Source organism: Gulosibacter sp. GYB002, assembly GCF_036577665.1.
Taxonomy (GTDB): Bacteria; Actinomycetota; Actinomycetes; order Actinomycetales; family Microbacteriaceae; genus Gulosibacter; species Gulosibacter hominis.
Window position 1 is genome coordinate 11,789 of record NZ_JARBDD010000016.1, and the last position, 24,126, is coordinate 35,914.

Annotated in this window: 23 protein-coding genes; 17 read left to right on the forward strand and 6 right to left on the reverse strand. The window is 62.7% G+C overall.

Annotation, left to right across the window (positions count from 1 at the left end; genetic code table 11):
* Window positions 1–19: 19 nt before the first annotated feature.
* Entirely contained in the window at window positions 20–1,129 is a 1,110-nt protein-coding gene (locus PV375_RS09715; protein ID WP_332107135.1) for a glycosyltransferase family 4 protein, read from the reverse strand.
* A 58-nt stretch (window positions 1,130–1,187) separates the two neighbouring features.
* On the opposite strand from PV375_RS09715, the gene nucS reads away from it, so the two are divergent.
* Window positions 1,188–1,883, forward strand: coding sequence for an endonuclease NucS (gene nucS, locus PV375_RS09720; protein WP_332107136.1), 696 nt, complete (start codon window positions 1,188–1,190; stop codon window positions 1,881–1,883).
* On the opposite strand, the gene PV375_RS09725 is transcribed toward nucS, so the two are convergent.
* On the reverse strand, window positions 1,880–3,208 hold the full coding sequence (locus PV375_RS09725) for an MATE family efflux transporter (RefSeq protein ID WP_332107137.1): 1,329 nt from the start codon (window positions 3,206–3,208) through the stop codon (window positions 1,880–1,882). The two genes, nucS and PV375_RS09725, sit on opposite strands and share 4 nt — an antisense overlap.
* 75 nt (window positions 3,209–3,283) lie before the next feature.
* Here PV375_RS09725 and PV375_RS09730 point away from each other — a divergent pair, with 75 nt between their 5' ends.
* From PV375_RS09730 to PV375_RS09805, 16 genes are all read left to right on the forward strand, one after another.
* Complete coding sequence (locus tag PV375_RS09730; protein ID WP_332107138.1) at window positions 3,284–5,251, forward strand: M13 family metallopeptidase; 1,968 nt, start codon at window positions 3,284–3,286, stop codon at window positions 5,249–5,251.
* Window positions 5,252–5,358: 107 nt separating this feature from the next.
* Window positions 5,359–5,697, forward strand: a complete 339-nt coding sequence (locus PV375_RS09735; protein WP_332107139.1) for a YtxH domain-containing protein — start codon at window positions 5,359–5,361, stop codon at window positions 5,695–5,697.
* A gap of 48 nt (window positions 5,698–5,745) precedes the next feature.
* Entirely contained in the window at window positions 5,746–6,225 is a 480-nt protein-coding gene (locus tag PV375_RS09740) for a phage holin family protein (protein ID WP_230972689.1), read from the forward strand.
* Window positions 6,218–6,505, forward strand: coding sequence for a DUF3618 domain-containing protein (locus PV375_RS09745; protein ID WP_201518316.1), 288 nt, complete (start codon window positions 6,218–6,220; stop codon window positions 6,503–6,505). Before PV375_RS09740 ends, PV375_RS09745 begins: the two co-directional genes overlap by 8 nt.
* Before the next feature lie 11 nt (window positions 6,506–6,516).
* The gene (locus PV375_RS09750; RefSeq protein ID WP_201521871.1) at window positions 6,517–7,272 is read left to right on the forward strand and encodes a hypothetical protein; all 756 of its coding nucleotides are present in this window, start codon (window positions 6,517–6,519) and stop codon (window positions 7,270–7,272) included.
* 62 nt (window positions 7,273–7,334) lie between these two features.
* Window positions 7,335–8,231 carry a uroporphyrinogen-III synthase gene (locus PV375_RS09755; RefSeq protein WP_332107140.1) on the forward strand — a complete coding sequence of 299 codons (897 nt, stop codon included), beginning with the start codon at window positions 7,335–7,337 and terminating at the stop codon, window positions 8,229–8,231.
* 107 nt (window positions 8,232–8,338) lie between these two features.
* Window positions 8,339–8,557: an ATP-binding cassette domain-containing protein gene (locus PV375_RS09760; protein ID WP_332107141.1), complete on the forward strand. Its 219-nt coding sequence runs from the start codon at window positions 8,339–8,341 to the stop codon at window positions 8,555–8,557.
* The gene (locus PV375_RS09765; protein WP_332107249.1) at window positions 8,548–8,745 is read left to right on the forward strand and encodes a hypothetical protein; all 198 of its coding nucleotides are present in this window, start codon (window positions 8,548–8,550) and stop codon (window positions 8,743–8,745) included. Before PV375_RS09760 ends, PV375_RS09765 begins: the two co-directional genes overlap by 10 nt.
* A 110-nt stretch (window positions 8,746–8,855) precedes the next feature.
* The gene (locus tag PV375_RS09770; RefSeq protein ID WP_332107247.1) at window positions 8,856–9,110 is read left to right on the forward strand and encodes a hypothetical protein; all 255 of its coding nucleotides are present in this window, start codon (window positions 8,856–8,858) and stop codon (window positions 9,108–9,110) included.
* A gap of 73 nt (window positions 9,111–9,183) precedes the next feature.
* Window positions 9,184–9,396 (forward strand): hypothetical protein, encoded by a 213-nt coding sequence (locus PV375_RS09775; protein ID WP_332107142.1) that lies wholly within the window; start codon window positions 9,184–9,186, stop codon window positions 9,394–9,396.
* A gap of 209 nt (window positions 9,397–9,605) precedes the next feature.
* Entirely contained in the window at window positions 9,606–13,727 is a 4,122-nt protein-coding gene (locus PV375_RS09780) for an aldehyde dehydrogenase family protein (protein WP_332107143.1), read from the forward strand.
* A gap of 77 nt (window positions 13,728–13,804) precedes the next feature.
* On the forward strand, window positions 13,805–14,605 hold the full coding sequence (locus tag PV375_RS09785; protein WP_332107144.1) for an aldose epimerase family protein: 801 nt from the start codon (window positions 13,805–13,807) through the stop codon (window positions 14,603–14,605).
* Window positions 14,565–15,068 carry an FAD-binding oxidoreductase gene (locus PV375_RS09790; protein ID WP_332107145.1) on the forward strand — a complete coding sequence of 168 codons (504 nt, stop codon included), beginning with the start codon at window positions 14,565–14,567 and terminating at the stop codon, window positions 15,066–15,068. Before PV375_RS09785 ends, PV375_RS09790 begins: the two co-directional genes overlap by 41 nt.
* A 164-nt stretch (window positions 15,069–15,232) precedes the next feature.
* Window positions 15,233–16,312: a 2,3-butanediol dehydrogenase gene (locus tag PV375_RS09795; protein ID WP_201614346.1), complete on the forward strand. Its 1,080-nt coding sequence runs from the start codon at window positions 15,233–15,235 to the stop codon at window positions 16,310–16,312.
* A 123-nt stretch (window positions 16,313–16,435) separates the two neighbouring features.
* Window positions 16,436–17,671, forward strand: coding sequence for an ornithine--oxo-acid transaminase (gene rocD, locus PV375_RS09800; RefSeq protein ID WP_332107146.1), 1,236 nt, complete (start codon window positions 16,436–16,438; stop codon window positions 17,669–17,671).
* Window positions 17,672–17,997: 326 nt separating this feature from the next.
* Window positions 17,998–18,954: an alpha/beta hydrolase gene (locus PV375_RS09805; protein WP_332107147.1), complete on the forward strand. Its 957-nt coding sequence runs from the start codon at window positions 17,998–18,000 to the stop codon at window positions 18,952–18,954.
* On the opposite strand, the gene PV375_RS09810 is transcribed toward PV375_RS09805, so the two are convergent.
* The 4 genes from PV375_RS09810 to PV375_RS09825 form a co-directional block, all read right to left on the reverse strand.
* Window positions 18,951–20,426: an amino acid permease gene (locus PV375_RS09810; protein WP_332107148.1), complete on the reverse strand. Its 1,476-nt coding sequence runs from the start codon at window positions 20,424–20,426 to the stop codon at window positions 18,951–18,953. The two genes, PV375_RS09805 and PV375_RS09810, sit on opposite strands and share 4 nt — an antisense overlap.
* Window positions 20,427–20,686: 260 nt before the next feature.
* Entirely contained in the window at window positions 20,687–21,733 is a 1,047-nt protein-coding gene (locus PV375_RS09815; RefSeq protein ID WP_332107149.1) for a lipoate--protein ligase family protein, read from the reverse strand.
* The gene (locus tag PV375_RS09820) at window positions 21,733–22,182 is read right to left on the reverse strand and encodes a GNAT family N-acetyltransferase (RefSeq protein WP_332107150.1); all 450 of its coding nucleotides are present in this window, start codon (window positions 22,180–22,182) and stop codon (window positions 21,733–21,735) included. The genes PV375_RS09815 and PV375_RS09820 overlap by 1 nt, the downstream gene beginning before the upstream one ends.
* Before the next feature lie 50 nt (window positions 22,183–22,232).
* Window positions 22,233–23,951, reverse strand: a complete 1,719-nt coding sequence (locus PV375_RS09825; protein ID WP_332107151.1) for an MDR family MFS transporter — start codon at window positions 23,949–23,951, stop codon at window positions 22,233–22,235.
* Window positions 23,952–24,126: the final 175 nt, after the last annotated feature.

The following is a 24,126-nucleotide window of genomic DNA, read 5'->3' on the forward strand; positions in this document are numbered from 1 at the left end:
GGGCTTGACGCGGGATTCGCTAACGGCTGCGGCTGGCGTGAAGCTCGCGGGCCTCACGCAGCAGCCGCCGGGCAGAGTGTTCCCAGGTGTACTGGCGCATATGTTCGCGTCCGGCGGTGGATGTGGCCGCGTAGTTATCGGGATGCGAGAGCTCGCGCACCCGGGCGGCGAACGCATCGGGGTCGGTGGGTGAGAAGTACTTGGCGCCGGGGCCGGCAACTTCGTGGAAGATTTCGAGTTCGCTCACTACTGCGGGAGTGCCGAGCTCGAGCGCCTCGGCGATCGGTAGCCCGTAGCCTTCATCCAGCGAACCGGTGACGAGGATGGCATCGTCGGCAAGCAGCCGCGCATATTCGGCGTCGGAGACACCGTTGTGGAAGGTCACCTGGGCGCCCTGGGGGATGAGCGCCTCGAGTTCGCGGCGGCGATCGTCGCGGATACGACTGAGCAGGTGTAGGCGATGCTGCGGCAGCTGCGCCATACCGTGAATGAGCGTTTCGACGTTTTTGTAGGGCATGAATGAGCCCATGTAGACGAGGTTGCGGCCGCGCAGTGTCGCGCTTGGTGAGGCGCTTGCGGCTTTCTCTGGTAGCAGCGCGGCGAGGTCTTGCGGGGCATTGGGAATGACCACGACCTCATTGCGGGTGAGGCGGTGTTCGAGAATTTCGCGACGCGAGGTGTGCGACACGGTGGCCACCAGGTCGGCGCCGTTGAGCGCCCAGCGCTGCGGCCAGTAGGTGAGGTGATAAAGCCGCCAGCCCAGCCGAAGTAGCGGATTGAGGTTGGTTGGGGGTTTGCGGTGCCGGTAGTAGATGAGGTCGTGCAGCGTGAGGATCGCGGCGTAGTTGCGTCCGGCGGTGCCGATTGTTTGCAGCGGTGAAAACAGCACATCGGGTCGGTATTTGTTGAGCCGGAGCGCGGCGATTGGTTCAAGCGGCGATTCATTTGACTGAAAAAGCAGCCAGTGGGCACCTTCGGGCAGGTGCGCAAGCTGACGTTCATCGTGGACCAGGAAGGTCACCTCATCGGGCGCCAATCGCTGTACGGCGCTGCCGAGACCGGCCGTATATCGGCTGATCCCGTCGTGAAAATCGGTGCGGATATACCGCGCATCAAAGAAAAACCGCATCCCTGGCAGCCTACGCGGTGCATCCCACACACGAAATCAATTCGACTAGCCTGTCGGGATGCGCCTTGTTATTGCCCGCTGCACGGTCGACTACACAGGTCGGCTCACCGCCCATCTGCCAGAAGCCACCCGCCTGTTGATACATAAGGCCGACGGCTCGCTGCTGGTGCACTCAGATGGCGGTTCGTATAAGCCGCTCAACTGGATGTCGCCGCCGGCGGTGTTTGAGCCGCTCGAGCCCGATGAACAGCAAAGCGAGGCGGGAGTTATCGAGTGTTGGCAGGTGACGCACCGCAAATCGGGTGATGCGCTGCGGGTGAATATTTTTGAGTTCCTCGACGACAATACCTACGAGCTCGGCGAAGATCCCGGCCTCATGAAAGACGGCGTGGAAGCGCATCTGCAGGAGCTGCTTGCCGCACAGATTGAGCGGGTAGAAGAGGGTGCCTCCCTGGTGCGGCGCGAATATATGACCGCCATCGGGCCGGTGGATATTCTCGCTCGGGATGCGGAGGGCAGGTCGATCGCCATCGAAATTAAACGTCGCGGTGAGATCGACGGTGTGGAGCAGCTCACCCGCTATCTCGAGCTGATGAACCGCGACCCGCTGCTGGCGCCGGTGACGGGGGTGTTTGCGGCGCAGGAAATTAAGCCGCAGGCGCGCACGCTCGCCGAAGACCGGGGGATTCGCTGCCTGGTGCTCGACTATGACGCCATGAAAGGCGAGCAGGTAGGCGCACCGACGCTGTTCTAGTTGGCCTGATTGGCCGCGCCGCCAAGCCAGCGCTGCGTTCGCACTCGCAGGCTGAGCGTCACCGCGCGCGAGATCATAAAACCGCCGCCGTATGCGGCCCACAGCGCGATCACACCGGTTGTGCCGCTTGGTTGCAGCAACCACACCACCGCCGCGCATCCGGCAAACACCGCGAGATTCACCACCCCGACGAGCGCCAGGTAGGCAATATCGCTGGCGCCGATCAGCACGCCATCGAGCACGAACACGAGCGCGCTCACCGGTAGCGCAAGCGCGAGCGCCCAGAAACCGGCCGGCAGCAGCTGCAGCACCGACTCATCCGAGGTGAACACCCGGCCGAGCACCGGCGCGAGTGCGGCAACGATGACGGCCAGCGCACATCCGAGCCACAGCCCCCAGTGCACGAGCACCCCCACAAGGCCGCGCACCGAACCGGTATCGCCAGCGCCGAGATCGTGGCCGATCATCGCCTGCGCGGCAATTGCCAGGGCATCGAGAGTGAACGCGAGCAGATTAAACACCGTTACGAGCACCTGCAGGGCGGCCAGTTCTGACACCCCGACAGTGCCGCCGAGCAGCACCAGCAGCAACATGGCAACGCGCATAGTTGCGGTGCGGGCAATCATGAGTGACGAGTCGGTGAGGGCCTGGCGCGCGTCGCCAATACCGGGGCGCAGCGATACTCCGTGCTTGCGGGATGCGCGCACCGCGATCACCACATAGGCCACCGCCATCAGCGTTTCGGCCAGCACGGTGCCGAGCGCCGATCCGGCGATGCCGAGGCTCGCGGGATAAATCAGCAAATAGTTGAGCACCACATTGATCGCGGCGCCGACACTGGCGATGATGAGCGGGCTGCGCGCATCCTGGAGCCCGCGCAGCAGCCCGGTGGCGGCAATCACGGTGAGCATCCCCGGTAGCCCCCACGCTGAGATCGTCAAATACTGGGTGGCCGCCTGCTGGGCAAGCGCATCGTCGGTGAACACCGGCACAATTAGCGGCCCGATTGCGAGTGTTGCCAGCAGTAGCACCACACCGCATCCGAGTCCGAGCCAAATACCGTCGATGCCCGCGCGGATCGCGCCGGGGCGGTCGCCGGCACCCAGCAGTCGAGCCACCCGCGGAGTGGTGGTGTAGGCGAGAAACACCATCAGCCCGGTGACGGTGGTGATGATGCTTGACCCCACCGCGAGCCCGGCCAGCAGCTGTTCGCCCAGGTGCCCAACCATGGCGGTGTCGGCCAGAACCATGAGCGGCTGGGCGATGAGCGCGCCGAGCGACGGGATAGCGAGGGCGAGGATGCGCCGATTGACGGATGTGGTCACCTGGTTATTGTCTCGGATTCTGGCGCCGACCGTGGTAGGGCTGCCTCGCAGCTGTGGCTGCGTAGGATGCCAAGCATGACTGACAACAGCACGCAAGCCAGCGGTATTGAACTTGAACAGCTCGACGATCGGGTGCGTCCACAGGACGACCTCTTCCGCCACGTCAACGGCAAGTGGATTGCCGAAACTGAGATTCCGGCTGATAAGTCGTCGTACGGCTCGTTCTACATCCTGCGCGATGAGGCAGAGGCGGCCGTGCGCGAAATTTTGGATGATTCTGCCAGCGCTGAAGCCGGTAGTGAACAGCGCAAATTGGCGGATGCGTACGCGGCCTTCATGGATGAAGATCGGCTCGCGCAGCTGGGTGCCGACCCGATCATGCCTGATCTGCGGCAGGTGATGGCGGTCGACAATTTGCCCGAGTTGATGGAACTCATCGGCCGTCACGAGCGTGACGGTGTGGGCGGGTTTTTTGGACTGTATGTGATCGGCGATGTGGCCGACCCCGACACCAACCTGCTGTACATCGAACAGGCCGGCCTGGGGCTTCCCGACGAGGCCTACTATCGCGAAGAGCAGTATGCCGAGATTCGCGAGGCCTACCGCGCTCATATCGAGCGGATGTTTGAGCTGGTGTCGGTGCCGGGCGCTGCCGAACGTGCCGAGCGCGTGTTTGAGCTTGAAACAGCCATTGCCCGCCACCACTGGGATGTGGTGCGCTCGCGCGAGGCCGACCTCACCTACAACCCGACCACATTCGACGAGCTGCGCGGCAAGTTCGCTGGGGAAGGGTTCGCGCGTTGGTTTGCGGCGCTCGAGGTGCCGGCTGAGGCGTTCGCGCGCTTCTCGCTTAACGAGCCGAGCTTTGCTGATGGCCTTGCCGAGCTGCTGGTCGACGAGCAGCTTGAGCACTGGCGCGACTGGCTGCTCTGGCGCATCGTGCTGGCGTATGCGGCGGTGCTGTCGCCCGAGATTTCGGCCGCCAACTTTGCATTTTTTGGCACCACGCTCACTGGCGCGCCTCAGCAGCGCGAGCGCTGGCGGCGCGGTGTGGGGCATGCTGAGTCGATGCTCGGCGAGGCGATTGCCCGCGAATATGTGGCGCGGCATTTCAAGCCCGAAGCCAAGGCACAAATGGATGCGCTGGTTGCCGATCTACTCGGCGCCTACCGAGACTCGATTTCGCAGCTGAGCTGGATGAGCGCCGAAACTCGTGAGCGGGCGCTCGAAAAGCTGTCGAAATTCACGCCCAAGATCGGCTACCCGGTGAAGTGGCGCGACTATTCGGCGCTGCAGATCAGTGCCACCGATCTGATCGCGAACGTTCGTGCATCCGCGCGCTTTGAAGCCGATTGGGAGTGGGCGAAGGTTGGTAAACCCGTCGACCGCGACCTGTGGCTAATGACCCCGCAGACGGTGAACGCCTACTATCTGCCGCATCAGAACGAGATTGTTTTCCCGGCCGCTATTTTGCAGCTGCCATTTTTCAGCCCGGATCGGGATGCGGCCGCCAACTTCGGTGCGATCGGTGCGGTTATCGGTCACGAGATCGGGCACGGTTTTGATGACCAGGGCTCGAAATATGACGGCGATGGTCGCCTGATCGACTGGTGGACCGACGCCGACCGGGAAGCGTTTGAAAAGCACACCGCCTCGCTGATCGACCAGTACAACGGGCTCTCACCCGAGGGGGCGGACGGTGAATGCGTGAACGGTGAGTTGACTATCGGTGAGAACATTGGCGACCTGGGTGGTCTCGGTATCGCTTGGAAGGCATATTTGCGTCACCTTGACGGTGCCGAACCCGAGATTATTGACGGACTCACCGCCGCGCAGCGGTTCTTCTACTCGTGGGCGCAGGCATGGCGCGATAAGAAGCGTCCCGAAATGACGAAGATGATGCTGGCGGTCGACCCGCACTCGCCGGCGGAGTTCCGTTGCAACCAGATTGTTTCGAACCTCGCGCCGTTCTATGAGGCGTTTGATGTGCAGCCCGGCGACAAGATGTGGCTGGCGCCTGAGCAGCGCGTCGAAATTTGGTAGTCAGCATTCCGTTGTATTCAGCCGGTAACCTGGTGTGGTCAAGCCGGTCGGCACGTTTTAATTGACGCTGCCGACCGGTGGCCATGACCCCGCCTGAAGGAGACCCAATGAAAACCGCATCCAAAATCGCGCTGTTCGCCGGTCTCGCCACCGGCTATGTGCTGGGCGCACGTGCCGGACGTGAGCGCTATGACCAGATTGCTCGTCAGGCCGGCAAACTGTGGAACTCCAAGCCCGTGCAGCGGCAGGCCGAACGAGTGCAGCAGTTGGTCGACCGCTACGTGCCCTCGGTGGTAGAGCAAGCATTTGGGTTGCTTGGAAAGGGTGCTTCGGCGCTCACCCGAGCGGCTACTGGTGCCTCGCGCCGCGAAGCGCAGCGCAAGGCCGACGCCGAGGCTGCCGAGCGCGATACTGTCCCTGAGGGCACGGTTTCAAACCCCGCCTAGCAGCTTTATTGTGCCGATCGCCGAGCAGGGCGTAGAAAGGACACTCGGATGAGCGATTACGACAAGACCCCGGCTGCCGAAGCCAGCGGCCCCTTCCCCAATGTTGAAGAACCGATGCGCATCGGCAAGTTCAACCCCAAATCAAAGCAAAAAACCAGCCGGCTCGTCGGCTCGGTGCCGGGTCTGGTGACCAACCTGGTGAAGTCGGAGCTCGAGCAGGTCAAGCTCGAGATGAAGTCAAAAGCCATCAAGGGTGGCACCGGCGCTGGTCTGTTTGCGGTGGTGGCGTTTTTTGCCGTCACGCTGTGGGCTGTGCTCATCACCGCGGCAATTCTCGGCCTGAACACTGTGTTTGCGCCGTGGCTGTCGGCCCTCATCGTGGCCGGCGCACTGCTGGTGATTATGGTGATCGCGACCATCGTGGCCATCACAATGTTCAAAAAGATGAACGGTGTCGTCCCCACCGAGACACTCGACTCGGTGCGTCAAGACCTCAATGCGCTGAAAGGACTCGGCAAATATGAGTAACGAAAACACCACCCCCGAACAGCCTGTCAAGCGCAGTGCTGCCCAGGTGCGTAGCGATATCGCTCAGACCCGTCGCGAACTGGCCGAAACTCTCGACGCGCTCGAATACAAGTTCGACGTACCGAGCCGGCTCGGTGACTGGGCCGCCGACCGCAAGACCCAGGCACAGCGTCTCTGGAACGACAACCCTGCCCTAACGGTGGGAGTGCTCGCGGGTACGGTTGCCATCATCGGCGGCATCATCGCTGGTGCTTTCATGCTGCCGCGACGCGGGCGCTAAGCGAGGCGACTGTGGCAGACCAGATTGCAACCTCAGACACCGCTTCGGCGGTGCCTGAGGTTTCGTATTCACTCATCTGCACCCTGGCGAGCAACGGAGAGTTGCAGCGCACCGGGAGTGCCGGTGAGCAGGCAGTGCGCGCCATTGAACAGCTCGATGGTGTGCTTGCCGAGCTGCGAGACGAGGGCGTTGAGATGCGCGGCTGCTACGACCTCACCGGGTTTAACGGTCACGAGGTATTGCTCGTGTGGTTGCGCGGCAGCTCAATGACCGATCTGCAGTGGGCACAGCGGCAGCTGCTGCGCACCGAGATGTTTGCGGAGCTCGACATTTTTGACCCGTACGCCATGGTTGAGCTCACCGAGCTCGAGCCCGAGCCACGCCGCTGGCTGAACCTGCTCGAAGTCACCGAGCCCGACCCTGACGAGCTCGCGTTTGCCGACGATGATCTTGATGAACTCGTTGACGGTGAATTAGTTACCGCCGATGCGGCCGATTTCGATCAGGCCGAACTCGATGCTGCCGACCCCGAACTCGGCCTCGAAGACGATGCCACGCTGCTGCGCGGTGACGCGGTCGTGTCGCTGCACAGTGAGCTCGGTATTGGTGAAATGGGATTTTTCGTGGTGGCTGAAGCGGATGAGCCGGTGGCACTTTTGGGCGACCTTGGCCAACCGTTCGGAGACGATGTGGAAATTGGTTCGGTGACTTCGCTGACGTTGGGCCGGCTGGTGAGCCCCGCAGAGATCTATGAGGTGCTCCACTAGGCATGGTGGGGTCAACGTCTCGACGCTTCATTACTCGCGACCCAGAGCAGCCACTGCGGGGCATGAAAATTCTCGTGCCCCGCGGCGGAACTTTCGGAAGTAACGCTGCTGAAGCGGTGCGCGCTCGCGGGGCATTCCCCATCGTCGCGCCGCTCATCAATTTTGCGAGCCCCTCGCCGCAGGATGCCCCACAGCTGCACGAGGCGCTCGCCAAACTCGAACGCGGCGACTATGAGTGGCTCGTGGTGACCAGCCAGACCGCCATCGATGTGATGCACTCGATGAATGTGCGCGTCCCGGCCACCACCAAGATCGCTGCTGCTGGTGAAACCACCGCGCAGGCGCTGGCGAGCGCCGGTTACAACGCCGACTTTATCCCCGTCTATGACGACTCGGCCAAGGGTCTGTTGGTGGAGTGGCCGCAGGCCCAGCGGCAGGCACCCGAGCGGGTGCGGGCGCTGTGGTTGCGCTCAGAGCATTCAAAACCGACACTCACCAACGGGATGCGTCGCCGTGGACACCACGTCGACTCAGTGGTCGCCTACCGCTCAGTGGGAGTTCCGGCGGCCGACTCGATCCAATACGACATCCGGCACTCGCGGATCCGCGCGGTGCTGGTCACCAGCGGCTCGGTTGCCGAACAGCTGGTGAAACAGTTTGACCACATCCCCGAAGACATCATGCTGGGGGCCGTGGGCCCTCGCACCGCAAAAGATGCCCGGGCGCTCGGCCTGCGCATCGATGTCGTCGCCAAACAGCGCTCAGTGGGTTCGCTGCTCGACGGGCTCGAGTGGCTGCTCGTAGGGGAGCCACTCCCCGAGACGATGGCCATTGATCTCAGTACCCTGCGCGAACTGCAGGCAAGCGGGCGATATGCCGCCTCGCAGCAGGTGCGCGACGAAGACGTGCCGGCGGTTGACGAGGCGCGAAACGACAGTGATATCGACTCTGACCAGTAAAGTTTTCACGAACTGACAGCTTTGGTTCGTCGTAACCTAGCGTCACGAGATTTCGACAAAAGAATCAAGGTGATCAGAATCAGGTGACCTGAACCTGGAGGAAACCTGTGATCACCATCGAAAGCGTGAGCCGTTCATACGGCAGCGGCGAGCGCGCCGTCCACGCGCTGCAGGATGTGTCGCTGCACGTTGCCCGCGGCAGCATCTTCGGTGTCGTTGGCCAATCGGGCGCCGGTAAATCGACGCTGCTGCGCCGCGGCCGCGTGCTCGAGGTGCTCGACCTCGTGGAGCTCGCGCCCTCGCCAGCAACCCCAGCGTGCTGCTGAGCGACGAGGCAACCAGCGCGCTCGACCCAGAAACCACGCGCAGCATCCTCGACCTCATTCAACGGCTCAGCACCGAACTCAACCTCACCGTGATGCTCATCACGCTGCTAGTCGGCTTACCGCTGGGCATCATCCTGGTGGCAACCGAGCGCGGCGGCTTTTTGGCCAAACCCTTCGGTCAGCGCTGACTCGGGGCCACGGTCAACACGGTGCTGAGTTTCATCGTCAACGTTGGCCGCTCGGTGCCTCGAGGTGGCTCACCGTCCGCCGAGTCATCCTGCCCGAAGCAACTCCGGCGATCATTCTCGGCGTCGCGACCACGCTCACCTCAACCATCAACTTTTCGGCGATGGTCGGCACCGTGGGCGGTGGTGGACTCGGCCAAGTCACAATCTCCTACGGCCACGAGCGCTATTCGCCCATACACATGGTGGCCGTGATCATCATCCTGTTCGTATTTGTGCAACTCATCCAGACCGCACTCACCTTTATTGCGAAGCGCTACGGGCGCGAACGGCCCAAACACCGCACGCTATTCAGCCGCGAAGTGTAGCGAAACCCCGCAAGCTCTCCATCCCGTCCCGTTGCTCACGCAACCGGACAACCCCACCGAAAAGGAACTATCAATGCAAAAAACGATTCGTCGAATCCTGGCCGCCGGTGTCGCTGCGGCCACCGCGCTCGCTCTTTCGGCCTGTGCAGGAGCCGCCCAAGCACCCGAAGATGTTTCGCTCGACACCCCGCTGCGCGTGGGTGCGCTCGCGGTGCCCGCCGGCGAAATGCTCCAGTTCGTGAAAAAATCTCGCCGAAGAGGCTGGCATTCAGATCGAGTTCGTTGAATTCTCTGATGCTTTCCGCTCGAAGAAGCACAAGAGCTTCGATGAGCTGCACGAGCTGCTGCTGTCACCCGAAATGGCCGACTACATCAACGAAACCTGGAACGGCCTGATCCTGCCCGGAAACAAGCAGTAGCGCTCACACAATAAATCGTGGTCCACAACGGGCGCGGCACCCGGCCAGCGCGTGTTTGCATCGCTAGGCTGCAAACATGCACAACCCGCAGGGTGACCGCGCCCCCGAGGAGTCGGGGCGCGACGAAAACCGTAACGAGTCGGCGCTGCGTCAAGAACGCGCCGACCTCGTTCGCGGTGTGCTCGCGCGCCGCAGTCAAGACCCAGAAGCAGACACGAATCTCGCCGAACCAATCGATGTCGGCGAGATTCGTGCGTCACAACCCGAATCGGCCGCGCTGCCACAGCTACCAAAGCCACCGCAGTCACCGGCGGTTGCGGCAGCCGCTGAAGCAGCCGAAGATCAGGCGAGCCGCTTTTCGGTAACGGTGAATGACGTCATCCCCGAAACACTGGCGCTATTGCGGCAATGGGATGCGGATGACCGCCAGCGATACGGCGACACCGAAGCGGGTGCACAGCCAAGCGATAGTCAGCTCGACGACCGTTCCGAACTCGACCGGCTGCTGCGCGACCCCGCCGGAGCTACCTTCCTGCGAAAGCTTGTTGATGATGTCATCCGCCCCGACGACCGAGTGACCGCCGGCAACGGTCTCGGAGACCTGAACGGCCGCATCCCCGAATCGGTGACCGGCACATCCCGACGGCTGCTCAAACTCGGCACGTTTACCGGCGCCGGCGCGCCCTTTATCGCCGTGCCGCTGGCAAAACGGGCGACGCATCGGCTGTTCGACGCCGACCTCGTGCGCGCCGGCAACCTCACCGAGCGCATCGACGCGGTGCACCGAGACGGCTACGCGGCGCGCGTGCGGCCACTTTGCGAGCCCGTACTCGGTGAAAACGGCTTCAATGCCCTGCAAGAACGGCTGCTCGAACTCGCCGGCCATGACGACCTGGTCGAACTCGAAATGGCGGTCGACAACCTCGACTATCTCGACAACGATTGGGATTTCGACGGGAACGCCGACCGCGCCGCCATCCGCCTCGCCGCCATTCTGCTCGCCGCAGCCGAAGGCAACACCCCAACCTATGTGCAATTGCGGGTGACCAGTGCCAGCCGGCTCGAGCTCGCGGTTGAAACGTTCATGCGCGCTCTCGACGTGAACGGGCTCGAACATGCGCGGGCCGGAATTGAAATCCCGGCCGACTATCCCGAATCGGCGCCGCTATTACGACGACTCGCGGGATGGGCACATCTGCGGCGCGAAGACGGTGGCTCGGCCATTCGCGTAGCCGTTACCCGCCGCCCCGGTGTGCGCACCGAGCTGGCCGAAGCGAAACTGCGCTCAATGCCGCCGCTGTGCTACACCAAACCCGAAGAGGTCGACGCCAACGCGGTGCGCCTGATTGACGAAGTGCTCTCGCCCGAACACCACGGCACCCTCGAACTCGAAGTGGGGATCAACAGCCGGTTTGATGCCGCGCTGGCGCTGCAGCTCGCCCGCAAACGTGGGGCGCTCGCGGCCGTTTCGGTGCTCGTCCCGGAGGGAACACCCCGGCATCTAATTGAGCAGCTGCGTGACGCGGGCGCGGCCATCCGAGTGCGGCTGGGGCTGCTACCCGAAAGCGGTCTGCGCGCCGGCACCCGCTATCTGCGCTCGCTACTCGCCGAACGCGAACTGCAGCGAGCCGACACCGAGGCGAGTGTCGACGATGATCTGTCACCGGCCGCGCAGCGACTGCTCGCCGCGATTGACCTTGCCGATGAACTGCCGGTGGGGCGCACGCACGTGCAGCAGCGGGTGAACCCCGAGGATGCCCCCAACGTCACCGCCTCAATACCCTTCGATATGTTCCCGCCCGGGCTGTTCAGCGACGAACCCGAAGCCCCGCGCCCCGACTGGTCGGAATCGTTCGTGGCAGCCCGACCCATCACCATCGACGGCGATGCGAACGCAACCACGGTGCTCGGCCGCATCCACAATCGACCGGCAGCAAGCAACCGCACCCAGACGCACACCGACGCCACTGACGAGCCCGGCACCGAGCTGACCGGCGCCACAACTGGCGACCGCGCAACCGACAGCAACGAAACCACCATCGTCAACCCGGCAGATACCGGCGCCCAACCCGACCTCACCGAAGTGGTGCTCGGGCTGCGCCGTGGTCGACCGCTGCGCAACACCTTCCGCAACGAGCCCGTCTCAGACCACACCCAGGCATCGGTGCGCGAATGGGCCGGACGCATCATCCGCCGCGTCGCTCACAGCGAACTCGGTGTCACCGAAGCGGCCGCGGATATGGTCGAGTCGACCGAAGCGATCGGCACGATCCTCGACGAAGCACACCGGGCATCCGAACACTGGTCGACAACCAGTGGTTGGGAACGCGCCGCTCGCCTTGACACCATCGCCCGCGCCCTCGAAGCCAACCGTGCCCGCCTCATCGAAGTGGTCATCAGCGAAACCGGTTTCACCTTCGCCGAAGCCGATCGCGATGTCAGCGATGCGATCGACCTCACCAACCACGCCGCCCACCAGGCCCGCCAGCTCGACCGGATGCAGGGAGCCCGATTCGAGCCGGTGCGAGTATCACTCGTGGTGCCCGGCTGGATTCCGCCAGTGGCGTCAACCTGCAACGGAATTGTTGAGGCGCTCGCGGCCGGCAGTGCGGTAGTGCTTAAGCCATCACCGCGCACCCCGCGCACCGCGGCAATTATTGTGCGAGTGCTGTGGGCCGCGGGCGTGGACGAACAGCTGCTGCACGTCGCATCATGCGATGAACGGCTGCTCACCGACGAACAGCTGGGTGAACAGCTCATCACCGACCGACGTGTCGAACGAGTGCTCATGCAGGGCACCTATGAAACCGCGCGCAGATTCCTCGAATGGCGGGCCGATCTGCCGCTGGTGGGGATGTCTGGCGGCAAATCGTCGGTGATCGTGACGCCCACGGCCGACTATGATCTGGCTGCGATTGATATTGCGCGCTCGGTGGTGGCATCACTCGGGCAGCGCGCGGCCCGGCCCTCGAACGCGATTCTCGTGGGTGCGGTGGCGCGTTCGGCACGATTCACCGCCCAGCTTGCCGACGCGATCGCGGCAGTGCGCATCGGCTATCCGTCAGACCCCGCCGTGCATGTCGGCCCACTCGTGAGCCGCGCCTCGTTGAAACAGGTGGAGGCGCTGACCGAACTGGCCGAGGGGGAGCGCTGGCTGCTCGAGCCGCGCGCCCTCGACGATGCCGGCAGACTGTGGACCCCCGGTATCCGGGCCGGTGTGCAGCCTGATTCGCCATCGGCTCTGCAGGATGCACCGGTGCCGGTGATCAACCTCATTACCGCCGATTCGCTGGCCACGGCCACTGAAATTCAGAACCGCATCGACTATGGGCTGAGTGCCGGGCTATTTGCGCTCGACCGCGCCGAGATTGCCGAGTGGGTGCAGCTGGTGCGGGCCGGAAACCTCTACATTAACCGCGAAATGATCGACGGCCGTGTGCAGCGGCATCCCACCGGTGGCTGGGGACGCTCAATGATCGGCACCAAGATGAAATCGGGAGGCCCCAACTCGCTCGTGCACCTGGGACGCTGGCGCGCCGAGCCTGGTGAGCAGTCACACACGCTCCATCTGCGCGGTCTCGAAGACGCCAGCCAGCGGCTGATCGAGGCGATGCAGGCCTCGCTTGACTTTGATGCTTTCGAGCGGGTGCGCACCACCGCGGTGAGCTGCCAGATCGCCTGGAACGAAGAGTTTGGTGAGGTGGTCGACCGCGCCAACCTCGGGGTTGAACGCAATCTGTTCCGCTACCGACCGACAGAGTGCCTGATTCGTGCAGCCGACGACTCCTCATTTACCGAACTCGCGCAGGTGCTGGTGGCGGTGACCGTATCGCGGGCCCCCGTGCTGCTGTCACTCAGCCGCGAGCTACCGCAGCAGGTGGCCGATGAACTGGCGCGTCGCGGCGCCCGGGTGCGGATTGAGAACGACGAAGCTTTCTTACAGCGGATGCGGCAGGAGGGGCTTCGGGATGCGCTGCGGATGCGACTCGTGGGCGGATCGCGATCGGCGGTGTGCCGGGCCACAAAGAACATTGTCGATATTGCGCTGTTCTCAGACGATGTCACGCTTGCGGGACGGATTGAGATGTTGCCATTCCTGCGAGAGCAGGCGATTTCGATCACCGCAAACCGGTTTGGGTATACCGATGACCGGGTGATGGGGCTCTTCCCGCACGAGCGGGAGGCTGAACAGCTCTAGTGCACACCCAGGCAGTCTGCCGCGCATCCGGACGACCGTCCGCGTAACCTGTCAGCCGTAGCAGTAGCATTGTGGCCATGTTGCAGGTGCTTGATCGTGGAGCCCACGCGGTGTCGTGGGAAGTGGCCGGTAAACCGGTGCTGTTTTCGAGTTCGCTCGCGACCTCGAGCGCCGACACCGCCTGGCGCGGTGGGGTGCCGATCTGCGCGCCGTGGTTTGCCGCCGGCCCCGACGGGAACCAGCGCCCGAGTCACGGACCGGCTCGCACGAGCCTGTGGCAGCCGCTTGAGGTGAGCGAAACCGCCACCCGGCACCGGCTCGAAGTTGACCGGGATGCCGCCGGCAACGATGCATCCCTTGAACTTGTGGCCGCGACAACGGCCGCCGACAATACGCTGGTGAATGAGCTGGCGATCACCAACCGCGGCGAGTGCGAGGCGCTGGTTGAAGCGGCCCTGCACACCTATTTGCAGGTGTCGGATGTGACCGCAATTACGCTGCGCGGGCTCGAGCACTGCCGGTATTTTGACAAGGTTGCACAGCGCGAGTGCGAAGCAGGACCGACTATCGAGTTCGGCTCGTTGGTCGATCGCATCTATGAGCTGCCGGGTGGTGATGCCGCCGAAATTGTCGTCGCCGATGCGGCGATGGCCCGACAGCTCAAGTTGCGTTTTGACGGCGCCCAGCAGGCGGTGGTCTGGAACTGTGGCCCGGATGCATCCCCGAACGATCTCGGTGCGGGGGAGTGGCGCAACTTTGTGTGTGTCGAAGCCGCCGCGCTCGGCGGCACTCGCCTGGCTGTGGGGGAGCAGCTCGTGTTGCGCAGCCGGCTCGCCGTTGTGCTCGACACCGCCGAAGCATCGAACGGGCCGGCTTAGGGCGCTGCTCACCACCGACCCCGAGGCTGCCGCCTCGCTCGTCGATGTGCGCCGGCAGGGTTTTCCGGCGCTGGAAGCAATGGGTGCGGTGCTCGTTGAAGATGTTGCCGTGCCGCGCTCAAAAATGGTGGCGATGTTTGCCGAAATTGATCGCATCGCTGCGAAACATAATGTGTTTATCGCCTGCCCCTCTCACGCCGGAGATGGGAACTTGCATCCCACCTTTGTATTTGAGGGAAGGGTGGATGAAGTTCCCGAATATGTGTGGGAAGCGGCGAGTGAAATGTTTCAAGCGGCACTTGCGCTTGGCGGCACGCTCTCTGGCGAGCATGGCATCGGCCTGCTCAAACGCCGCTGGCTTGGCGACGAGCTCGGCGATCGGCAGTATGAACTGCAGCGACAGATCAAACGAGTCTTTGATCCGAAAAACATTCTCAATAGGGGCAAGGTGTTTGCCGAATAGTGATTATTGGGTGTCATTTGTGAATTGTTGCTGGTGTCGGCCCGTTAATCTCTCATCGAGCCTGAAGATATCGAGGTAGCTGCAGGAGTAGGCTGAGCTTGGGCGTTATCGTCGCCGATCGGCGCATGATCCGTGCCGATTCATCTTCCAATCAGGAGGTTGTAATGAAGGCAGCACGCTACTACGGAAATCACGATATTCGCATCGAAGACATTCCCGAGCCGAAGGTTACCCCGGGCACAGTGGGCATTGACGTTGCCTGGTGTGGTATCTGCGGCACCGACCTGCACGAATACCTAGACGGCCCCATTTTTTGCCCGCCCGCGGGACAACCGCATCCCATCTCGGGTGAAGATTCGCCCATCACGCTCGGACACGAAATGTCGGGTGTCGTCTACGAAGTGGGCGAGGGCGTTGAAGGGCTCGAAGTTGGCGACCACGTTGTAGTCGAGCCCTACATCATCGCCGACGGCGTCGACACCGGCCCCGACAGCAACGACTACCACCTGTCGAAAGACATGAACTTCATTGGCCTCGCCGGACGCGGCGGTGGCCTGTCAGAAAAGATTGCCGTCGAGCGCCGCTGGGTGCACAAGATTTCGAAGGATATTCCCCTCGACCAGGCCGCGCTCATCGAGCCGTTCTCGGTAGCCGTGCACGCCGTTGAGCGCTCGGGTGCCAAGGCCGGCGATGTCGCCATCGTCGGTGGTGCTGGGCCGATCGGCGTGCTCTGCGGTGCCGCGCTGAAAGCCATCGGCGCCACCGTCGTGGTGTCTGAACTGAGCGAACTGCGCCGCCAAAAGGCACTCGACTCGGGTGCTGCCGACTACGCCTTCGACCCGCGCGAAGTCGACGTGGTCGAGAAGGTGCGCGAACTCACCGACGGCAAGGGCGCGGACGTCGCCATCGAGGCCACCAGCGTGCAGATCGTGCTCGACACCCTGATGGATGCACTGCGTCCCACCGGTGTGCTGCTGATCGTCTCGATCTGGGGTCACAAGGCCGACTTCGACATGCACAAGCTGGTCATGAAGGAGATCGACATGCGCGGTTCGATCGCGTACGTCAACACGCATCCCAAGACCATCAAGATGGTTGAGGAAGGCAAGGTCGACCTGAAGCCATTCATCACCGGCAAGATCGGTCTCGACGACCTCATCGACAAGGGCTTCGACACCCTCATCAACCGCAACGAAACCGCGGTGAAAATTCTGGTGTCGCCCTCGGGTGAAGGTCTCGAATAGTCCCATCGTGCCGTGTGCATCCTGATGCGCACGCTGAACGCCCCGCAGTTTTGCTGCTGCGGGGCGTTCGCTTCGTTTCGGGCAGGCTGCTTGGGAGCTGTTTCGTGACACTAGGCTTGGAACATGTCTGAACTGTCTTCACGCGCATCCGCAGAAATTGAACTCGTAAACGAACACGGCACCAACAACTACGGCCCACTGCCGGTAGTGCTCGCCGAAGGCAAGGGAGCCTGGGTCACCGATGTTGACGGCAAACGCTACCTCGATGCCGTCATGGCATACTCGGCCGCGAACTTCGGCCACTCGAACGACAAGTTCATCGACATCGCCTGTGCCCAGATGCGCAAGCTCGACGTCACCTCGCGGGCGTTCTACGCCACCGGGTTCGGAGAGTTTGCCGAGGCCATCACGAAACTGTCGGGCCTCGATCGCGTGCTGATGATGAACACCGGTGCCGAAGCCAATGAAACCGCCATCAAAGCCGCCCGCAAGTGGGGTTACAAGGTGAAAGGCGTGCCCGCCGACGAGGCCAAAATCATTGTGATGCACGGCAACTTCCACGGCCGCACCACGACCATCATGTCGTTCAGCGATGACGAAAACGCGCGGGATGGGTTCGGTCCGTTTACGCCGGGATTCGTGAAGGTGCCATTCGGTGACACCGACGCGATCGAAGCGGCCATCGATGACAACACCGTCGCAGTGCTGCTCGAACCGATCCAGGGTGAGGGTGGCGTCGTGGTGCCGCCGGAGGGCTACCTCAAACGGGTGCGGGAGATCACGCAGCGCGCCAACGTGCTGATGATCTGCGATGAGGTACAGACCGGGATGGGGCGCACCGGAACGCCGTTCCGCTTCCAGGCCGAGGGCATCCTGCCCGATATCGTCACCTGCGCAAAATCGCTGAGCGCCGGTCTCTACCCGGTGTCGGCGGTGCTCGGCAGTAATGAGGTGATGAACGTATTCACGCCGGGAACGCACGGTTCGACATTCGGGGGAAACCCGGTAGCAACCGCGCTTGGTAAAGCGGTGTGTGACGAACTTGCCACCGGTAAGTGGCAAGCGCACGCCGAAGAGCTGCATCCGGTGCTCTTCGACGGGCTGCGTGCGCTGCTCGGACGCGGCGTCATCGAAGTGCGCGGAGTGGCACTGTGGGCTGGAGTTGATATTGACCCGGCAATTGGCACCGCCGCCGAGGTGGTCGCCGAGCTGATCGAACGAGGGATTCTGATTAAAAACACCCGGCCGCAGTCGATCCGCGTTGCGCTGCCGATTGTGGTGAGCCGCGAAGAAATTGAGCTGTTCGTGCGTGAGTTCACCGCGGTGATTGAGCGCCGCTGGAACGAACGACAGGCCTAGTTGCCGAGGGGCTGGGGACGCGCATCCCCAGCCCTTTTTGCATCTGGTGCGCTGTCTGCATCTGGTGCCCTGTCTGCATCTGGTGCCCTGCCTGCATCTGGTGCCCTGCCTGCATCCGGGGCCCTGTCTGCATCTGGTGCCCTGCGATTTTTGTTTCCTGGCTGCAGTAGTGGATGCGGACTCGGAATTTTGGGTGCAGAATAGGCGGGATAGGTGCCAAATCCGGTGAATTTGGGCCTTTTTCTGTCGAACTGCAGCCAAAAATCAGGAAACAGGAAACAAAAATCCGCAGAGACCAGCAGAGACCCGGGCATAGGCTGGAACCTATGACTCCTCGACCGGTAGCTGAACGTTTTTACATCCCCAAACAAGACACCAGCAATGATGGCTTTAGGGTTGACTACCTCGAACACCAGGTCCGCATCCGGGGGATCAACGTCCACATCTACGAGTGGCCGGCAAACCGCCGCCGCCCGCACGCGATCGTCCACATTTCACACGGTGCAGGAGAGCACGCCCGCCGCTATCAGCGCCTAGCCAGCACCCTGGCCTCCGCCGGGTACACCGTGATCGCAGACGACCACTATGGGCATGGCCGCACTGGCGTCGGCGCCTATGGACTCGGGCAGCTCGGCCCCGGTGGGGTGCATGGGGCCCGCCACGCAGTGCACGAAGTGCTGCACCGCATCCGCGCCGAACACAGCGGGTTGCCGATCATTGAGCTCGGGCACTCGTGGGGGTCGCTCATGGCACAACAGCTATTCCGCACCGACGCCCAACTCTTTGACGGGCTCGTGCTTTCGGGAACCACGCTCGCGCAGCCAGGCCTGATCAACGTCGGCAACTACAACGCCGCGTGGGAGCACCTGAAAAAACCGCACGGGCTCAGCTGGCTTTCGCGTGACGAAGACGAGGTGTATCGGATGCTTGACGATCCCTACGGTTTTGACATCGCCCACTCGTCGGTGTGGTCGCCGCTGGGTGCGCTTGGCCTGCTGACGCTGCCGCCGCTGCCGCGTAGCGGGCGGGATGCGCGCCTGCCGGTGCTCATCCTCGGCGGCGATCACGATCCGCTCAGCTATGGCGGTCGGGGCGCTCGGGCGCTTGCCTGGGCGTATCGTCACGTTTCGCGGCTGCAGGATGTGGAGCTGCGCATCTACCCGGGCGCGCGGCACGAGGTGTTTAACGAACTCGACCACGAAACCACCACAAACGACTTGCTGCGCTGGCTGGCATTCCGATTTGAAACACCAGCCAGCGCAGCAGCAGAACAGCTTGGTTAGTCGTCGATTCCCTCGCCGACCACATCAATGTTGTGGGTCAGCGCCTCGGCGTCGATACGACCGCGCACCAGGAACCAGCCGATGAACATCACCACGAGCGCGATGCCGAACAGGCCGAGCGTGAGCGGGCCGATTTCACCGTCGAGACCAATCATCACGACCACCGACACCAGGAACACCAGCGTGAGCAGGTTGACCCACGGGGCAAAACGCAGCTGGAACTCGGGGCGCTGCAGCTTACCCTGGCGAGCGCGTCGCACCATCGCCCAGTGACAGAGCATGATCGATGCCCATGCCGAGACGGTACCGATACCCGAGAGGTTGAGCACCACCTCGAATGCCTTTTCGGGCATGATCATGTTGAGGAACACGCCGAGGATACCGACGGCGCAGGTGATCAGGATGCCGCCGTAGGGCACGCCCGCCTTGTTCATCCGCTTGGCAAATTTTGGTGCGGTGCCGGCCATTGCCAGCGAACGCAGGGTGCGGCCGGTGGCGTAAAGCCCCGCGTTGAGGCTCGACATGGCGGCGGTGAGCACCACGAGGTTCATCACATCGTCGGCGGCGGGGATACCGATTGCACTGAGCACGGTAACGAAGGGGCTCTCGCTTGACGAGTAGGCATCCCACGGCATGAGCAGGGTGAGCAGCAGCACCGAACCGACGTAGAACAGCAGGATGCGCCACACAACCGAGTTGACCGCGCGCGGGATCGACTTGTGCGGGTCGGCTGATTCACCGGCGGTGATACCAACCATTTCGATACCGGCGAAGGCGAACACCACACCGAGGGTGATGGCAAAGAGCGAGCCAATACCGTTCGGGATCAGGCCGCCGTGTTCGGTAATGAGGCTCAGGCCCGGCTGGTAGTCGCCGACGGCCTGTCCGCTAATCAGCACCCAGATGCCGATGATGCCGAACAAAACGATCGCACCAACCTTGATGAATGCGAACCAGAATTCGAGTTCACCGAATAGGCGCACCGAGATCAGGTTCATGGTCATCACGACCGCGAGCGCGATGAGCGCGAGCACCCACTGGGGGATCGGCATGAAGATCGACCAGAAGTGTGCGTAGAGCGCTACCGCGGTGATGTCGGCAACGACAGTGGCGGCCCAGTCGAGGAAGTACAGCCAGCCGACGGTGTAGGCGCCCTTTTCGCCAAAAAACTCACGTGCGTAGCTCACGAAGGCACCCGATGATGGGCGGTACATGGCGAGCTCGCCGAGCGCACGCACCACCATGTAGGCGAAAACACCACAGATGGCGTAGACGATCGCGAGTGCCGGGCCGGCGATTTCGAAACGGCCACCGGTGCCGAGGAAGAGCCCCGTGCCGATCGCGCCGCCGATGGCGATCATCTGGATGTGACGGTTCTGCAGGCCCTTTTGATAGCCGTGGTCGCCGATATCGACGGTGCCCGTGTTGCTTGCGGGAGTTGCGGAGCTGTCGCTATTTGTCTTCTTTGACATCTTCTCGCTTCGGTTAGGGCTGCGGAATCGGCACCGGGATTAGGGCGACTCGCGCAACCGACATTCAGTATTCGGCAGTCCGGATGCGTGCAGTCGTCCCCTTGGTGGCGGAACGTGGGCGCATCTGAGTTAGTTGCACTCAGTCATCATGAACCGCTCGGTTACGAGTCGGAATGTCAAGTTTGGTGACGGGCGACATACTGGCTATGGAGCTCAGCTTGCTGCTGCCCGCCTAACGCACAGCTACCGGGATGCGCGGGCTAGGGCACTCGGAACGTCCACTCGTCGCTGGCAAACTTCGTGTCGGCAAGTTCGCGTGCCCGCTGCAGTTCGGCCGGGGTCACCTCGCCAAATTCGGTGCGGTTCTCGGCCATGAATGACCGAGTGAGTGAGTTGATGATTTCGTCGCGGGGCATGCCCGTTTGTGACCGCAGTGGCGACACTCGTTTTTTCGCCGAGCGGATGCCCTTATCACTGACCTTTTCGCGGCCGATGCGCAGCACCCGGGTCATCTTGTCGGCGTCGATGTCATACGACAGCGTGGCGTGGTGCAGCACGCCCGCGCCCATGCGTTTTTGTGCGGCGCCGCCGATTTTTCCGGCCGGTGAGGCAATGTCATTGAGCGACTGATAGGTGGCGTTCACGCCAATTTCGCGCAGCGCTGTCAGCACCCACGAGTCGAGGTAGGCGTACGACTCGGCAAAGCTCATCCCCGCCACCAGTTCGGTGGGCACGTACAGCGAATAGGTGACCACGTTGCCGGCCTCCATGAACATTGCTCCGCCGCCCGAAACGCGACGGATCACCTGGATTCCCTCAGCTTGTGCCGCATCCAAATCGACCTCATTGCTCACCGACTGGTACGAGCCGAGAATCGCCGCTGATTCGGTCCACTCCCAAAAGCGCAGCGTGGGGGCGCGGCGACCGGCAGCAACTTCTTCGGTGAGCACCTGGTCGAGTGCGACGTGTACGCGCGCCGGTAGCGGGCCCGGATGCACGACCTGCCAGTCGTAGTCGTTCCACTCGCGCGCACCGGTTACTGCACGGCGCACGACGGTGGCGATTGCGGCCGGGCTGACGCCAACCAGGTGTGCATCATCGGGGAGTGCTTCCTGTATGGCACGAGTGATTTCGGCCGCTGTCGAGTCGACAGGAAGTCCCGTCAGTGCGTTATTAATTGTGTCGAGTGCTTCATCCGGTTCGAGAAAAAAGTCGCCCGCAACCCGTGGATTGGTGATGCGATCGTCTCGCACCTCAAAATCGATCACCACGAGTTTGCCGCCGGGTACCTTGTATTCGCCGTGCACTACTGGCCCTTCTGGTCGACGCCGAACTGCTCACTACTGCTCGGCTGGGTTGCCGCAGTGGAATCGTCGCCGAGCGACGGCGTCACCTTGGCGGCGTCGAGCAACTTGGCGGCATCTTCCGTTGTGGATGCGGCTTGCTCGGATGCACCGGTGCCGCGGGTGGTGAGATATGCAAACTCGGGGTGGCGGCGCAGCCACATCGCCACATAGGAACACTCGGGGATGATTGTCGCCGTCGTGGTTTCGGCAAGCTCGCGCATCCCGTGGGCAACCAGCCGTGAGGCCACGCCGCCACCCTGGTGGGCCTCATCGACGACCGTGTGATCAATGATGATGCGGTCGCCCCGGTCGACAAACGACATGAAGCCCACGAGCTGATCGCCGTGGTGTGCCACGAATCGTGAGCGGCTCGCGTCGCGGGTGAAGGTGTAGCTGTCGGAATCACTCATGCCAATAGTGTGCCGAAACGGGCTGGATGTTTCCGCAAGCCGGCGGTCGGTTATGCGCGTTCCGGTGGTTCTTTCCGATTCGGAGATGCAGTGCTGTTGTTCGCGTTGTCGCTGGTTTTCGGCAGCACGATCGGGATGGAGCCGGTGGGTGCATCCCCGGCCGTGCTCGGGGGTGTGATCTGGTTGCGGTCGTGCATTTCTTGCAGTGCGGAACGATCACCGAGGCGCGTGTCGGGCAAGAAAAAGGACAGCGCGAGTGCGGCCGCCACCATGGCGAGTCCGAACCAGAATGCCTGCACGGTCGAGTTATTAAACGCCCACAAGAAGGGGGCGGCCAGCTGGTCGTTGGCGTGCATCAAGAACGACGTGTCGCCATGCAGCGAGTTCGCCGGATCGCCAGATTGCGATTGCAGGATCTGAATGAGCGCGGCGTTGTCGGGGTCGGCTCGCACTTCTTTTTGCGCCAGCGCCTGCTGCACACCGGCGCGCAGCTCAGGGCGGTCGAACGCCTCGGGAATCGTGATCGAGAGCGAACCAAACAGCACCGAAAAGCCGATTCCGGTGCCGAAGGTGCCGCCGATTGAGCGGAAGAATGCGGATGCCGACGACGCCACACCCATCTGATCGGGTGCGACCGACGATTGCAGGGTGAGCGTGAGCGCTTGAAGCAGCGCACCCAGCGAGACGCCGAATAGCACCATCGGTAGGTACAGTCGCCACAGCGGCTGATCGTATTCGCTGGTGGTGAGCAGCCAGTAGGCAACCAGCATCAGTGCGGTGCCACCAACAACCAGCGGTTTGGTGCGGCCAAGTTTCGCCACCACAAAGCCCACCACCATTGATGAAATGAGCTGCGCAAACACCTGCGGCAGTAGCGCCAACCCGGCGGATGTGGGGTCGAGGCGCAGCACGATCTGAATGTAGAGCGGCAGGATGATCATGGCCAGGAACATCCCGAACCCCACCAATACGCTCACACCAACCGCCACCGAGAAGGTTGGGATGCGGAAAAGGCTCAGCGGGATGATTGCATCGTCCCCCATGTGCTGTTCGACGAAAACAAAAACAATCAGCGATACGACGGTGGTCACGTAACAGGTGATGGCGGTGGGGGAGGTCCAGCCCCAGCGCGTTCCCTGCTCGGCAATGAGGATGAGTGGCACCACGATGAGCACCACGAGTGCCGAGCCGAACCAGTCGATGCGCGCACTGCCGTGCACTTTGGGCAGGCGGAGGTGGCGCCAGGTCAGGATGAATGCGACCAGTCCCAGCGGCACGCTGATGAGAAACACCCAGCGCCAACCGGTGACGCCGAGGATCTCGTCAATGCCGGCGAGTAGACCCCCGACGAGCGGGCCGGCCACTGACGAAACCCCGAACACTGCCATGAATAGGCCCTGCACCTTGGCGCGCTGGGTGGGTGAGAGCACATCGGCGATGACAGCTAGCGGTAGCGTCATCAAACCGCCCGCGCCCAGACCCTGCACGCCACGGTAGGCGGCGAGCTGGATCATATCGACAGAGGTGGTGGCCAGCAGTGAACCGCCCACAAAAAGCAGCATGGCAGTGAGCAGCAGCGGCCGGCGCCCGAAAATATCCGAGAGTTTGCCATAAATGGGTGTGCTCACCGTGGATGCGATGAGGAAGGCGGTGGTGACCCAGGCCTGCAGAGCAACACCGCCGAGATCGTCAGCGATCGTGCGCATGGCGGTGCCGACCACGGTTTGGTTCAGCGATGAGAGGAATAGCGCCGCGAGCAGGCTGATCATGATCAACCTGATTTCGCGCGGAGAAAGCAACGGCGCTGTTCGTTTGTTCAAGTAACCCACCTTCGCTGTCGGCGACGCGTCGGCTGGAACGTCAGTCGACTAACGACAGCCCGCCCAGCCTACGCCCTACTCACACCTGAAACCGGTAGATTTCCGACAAAGCCTCTACTTCGGG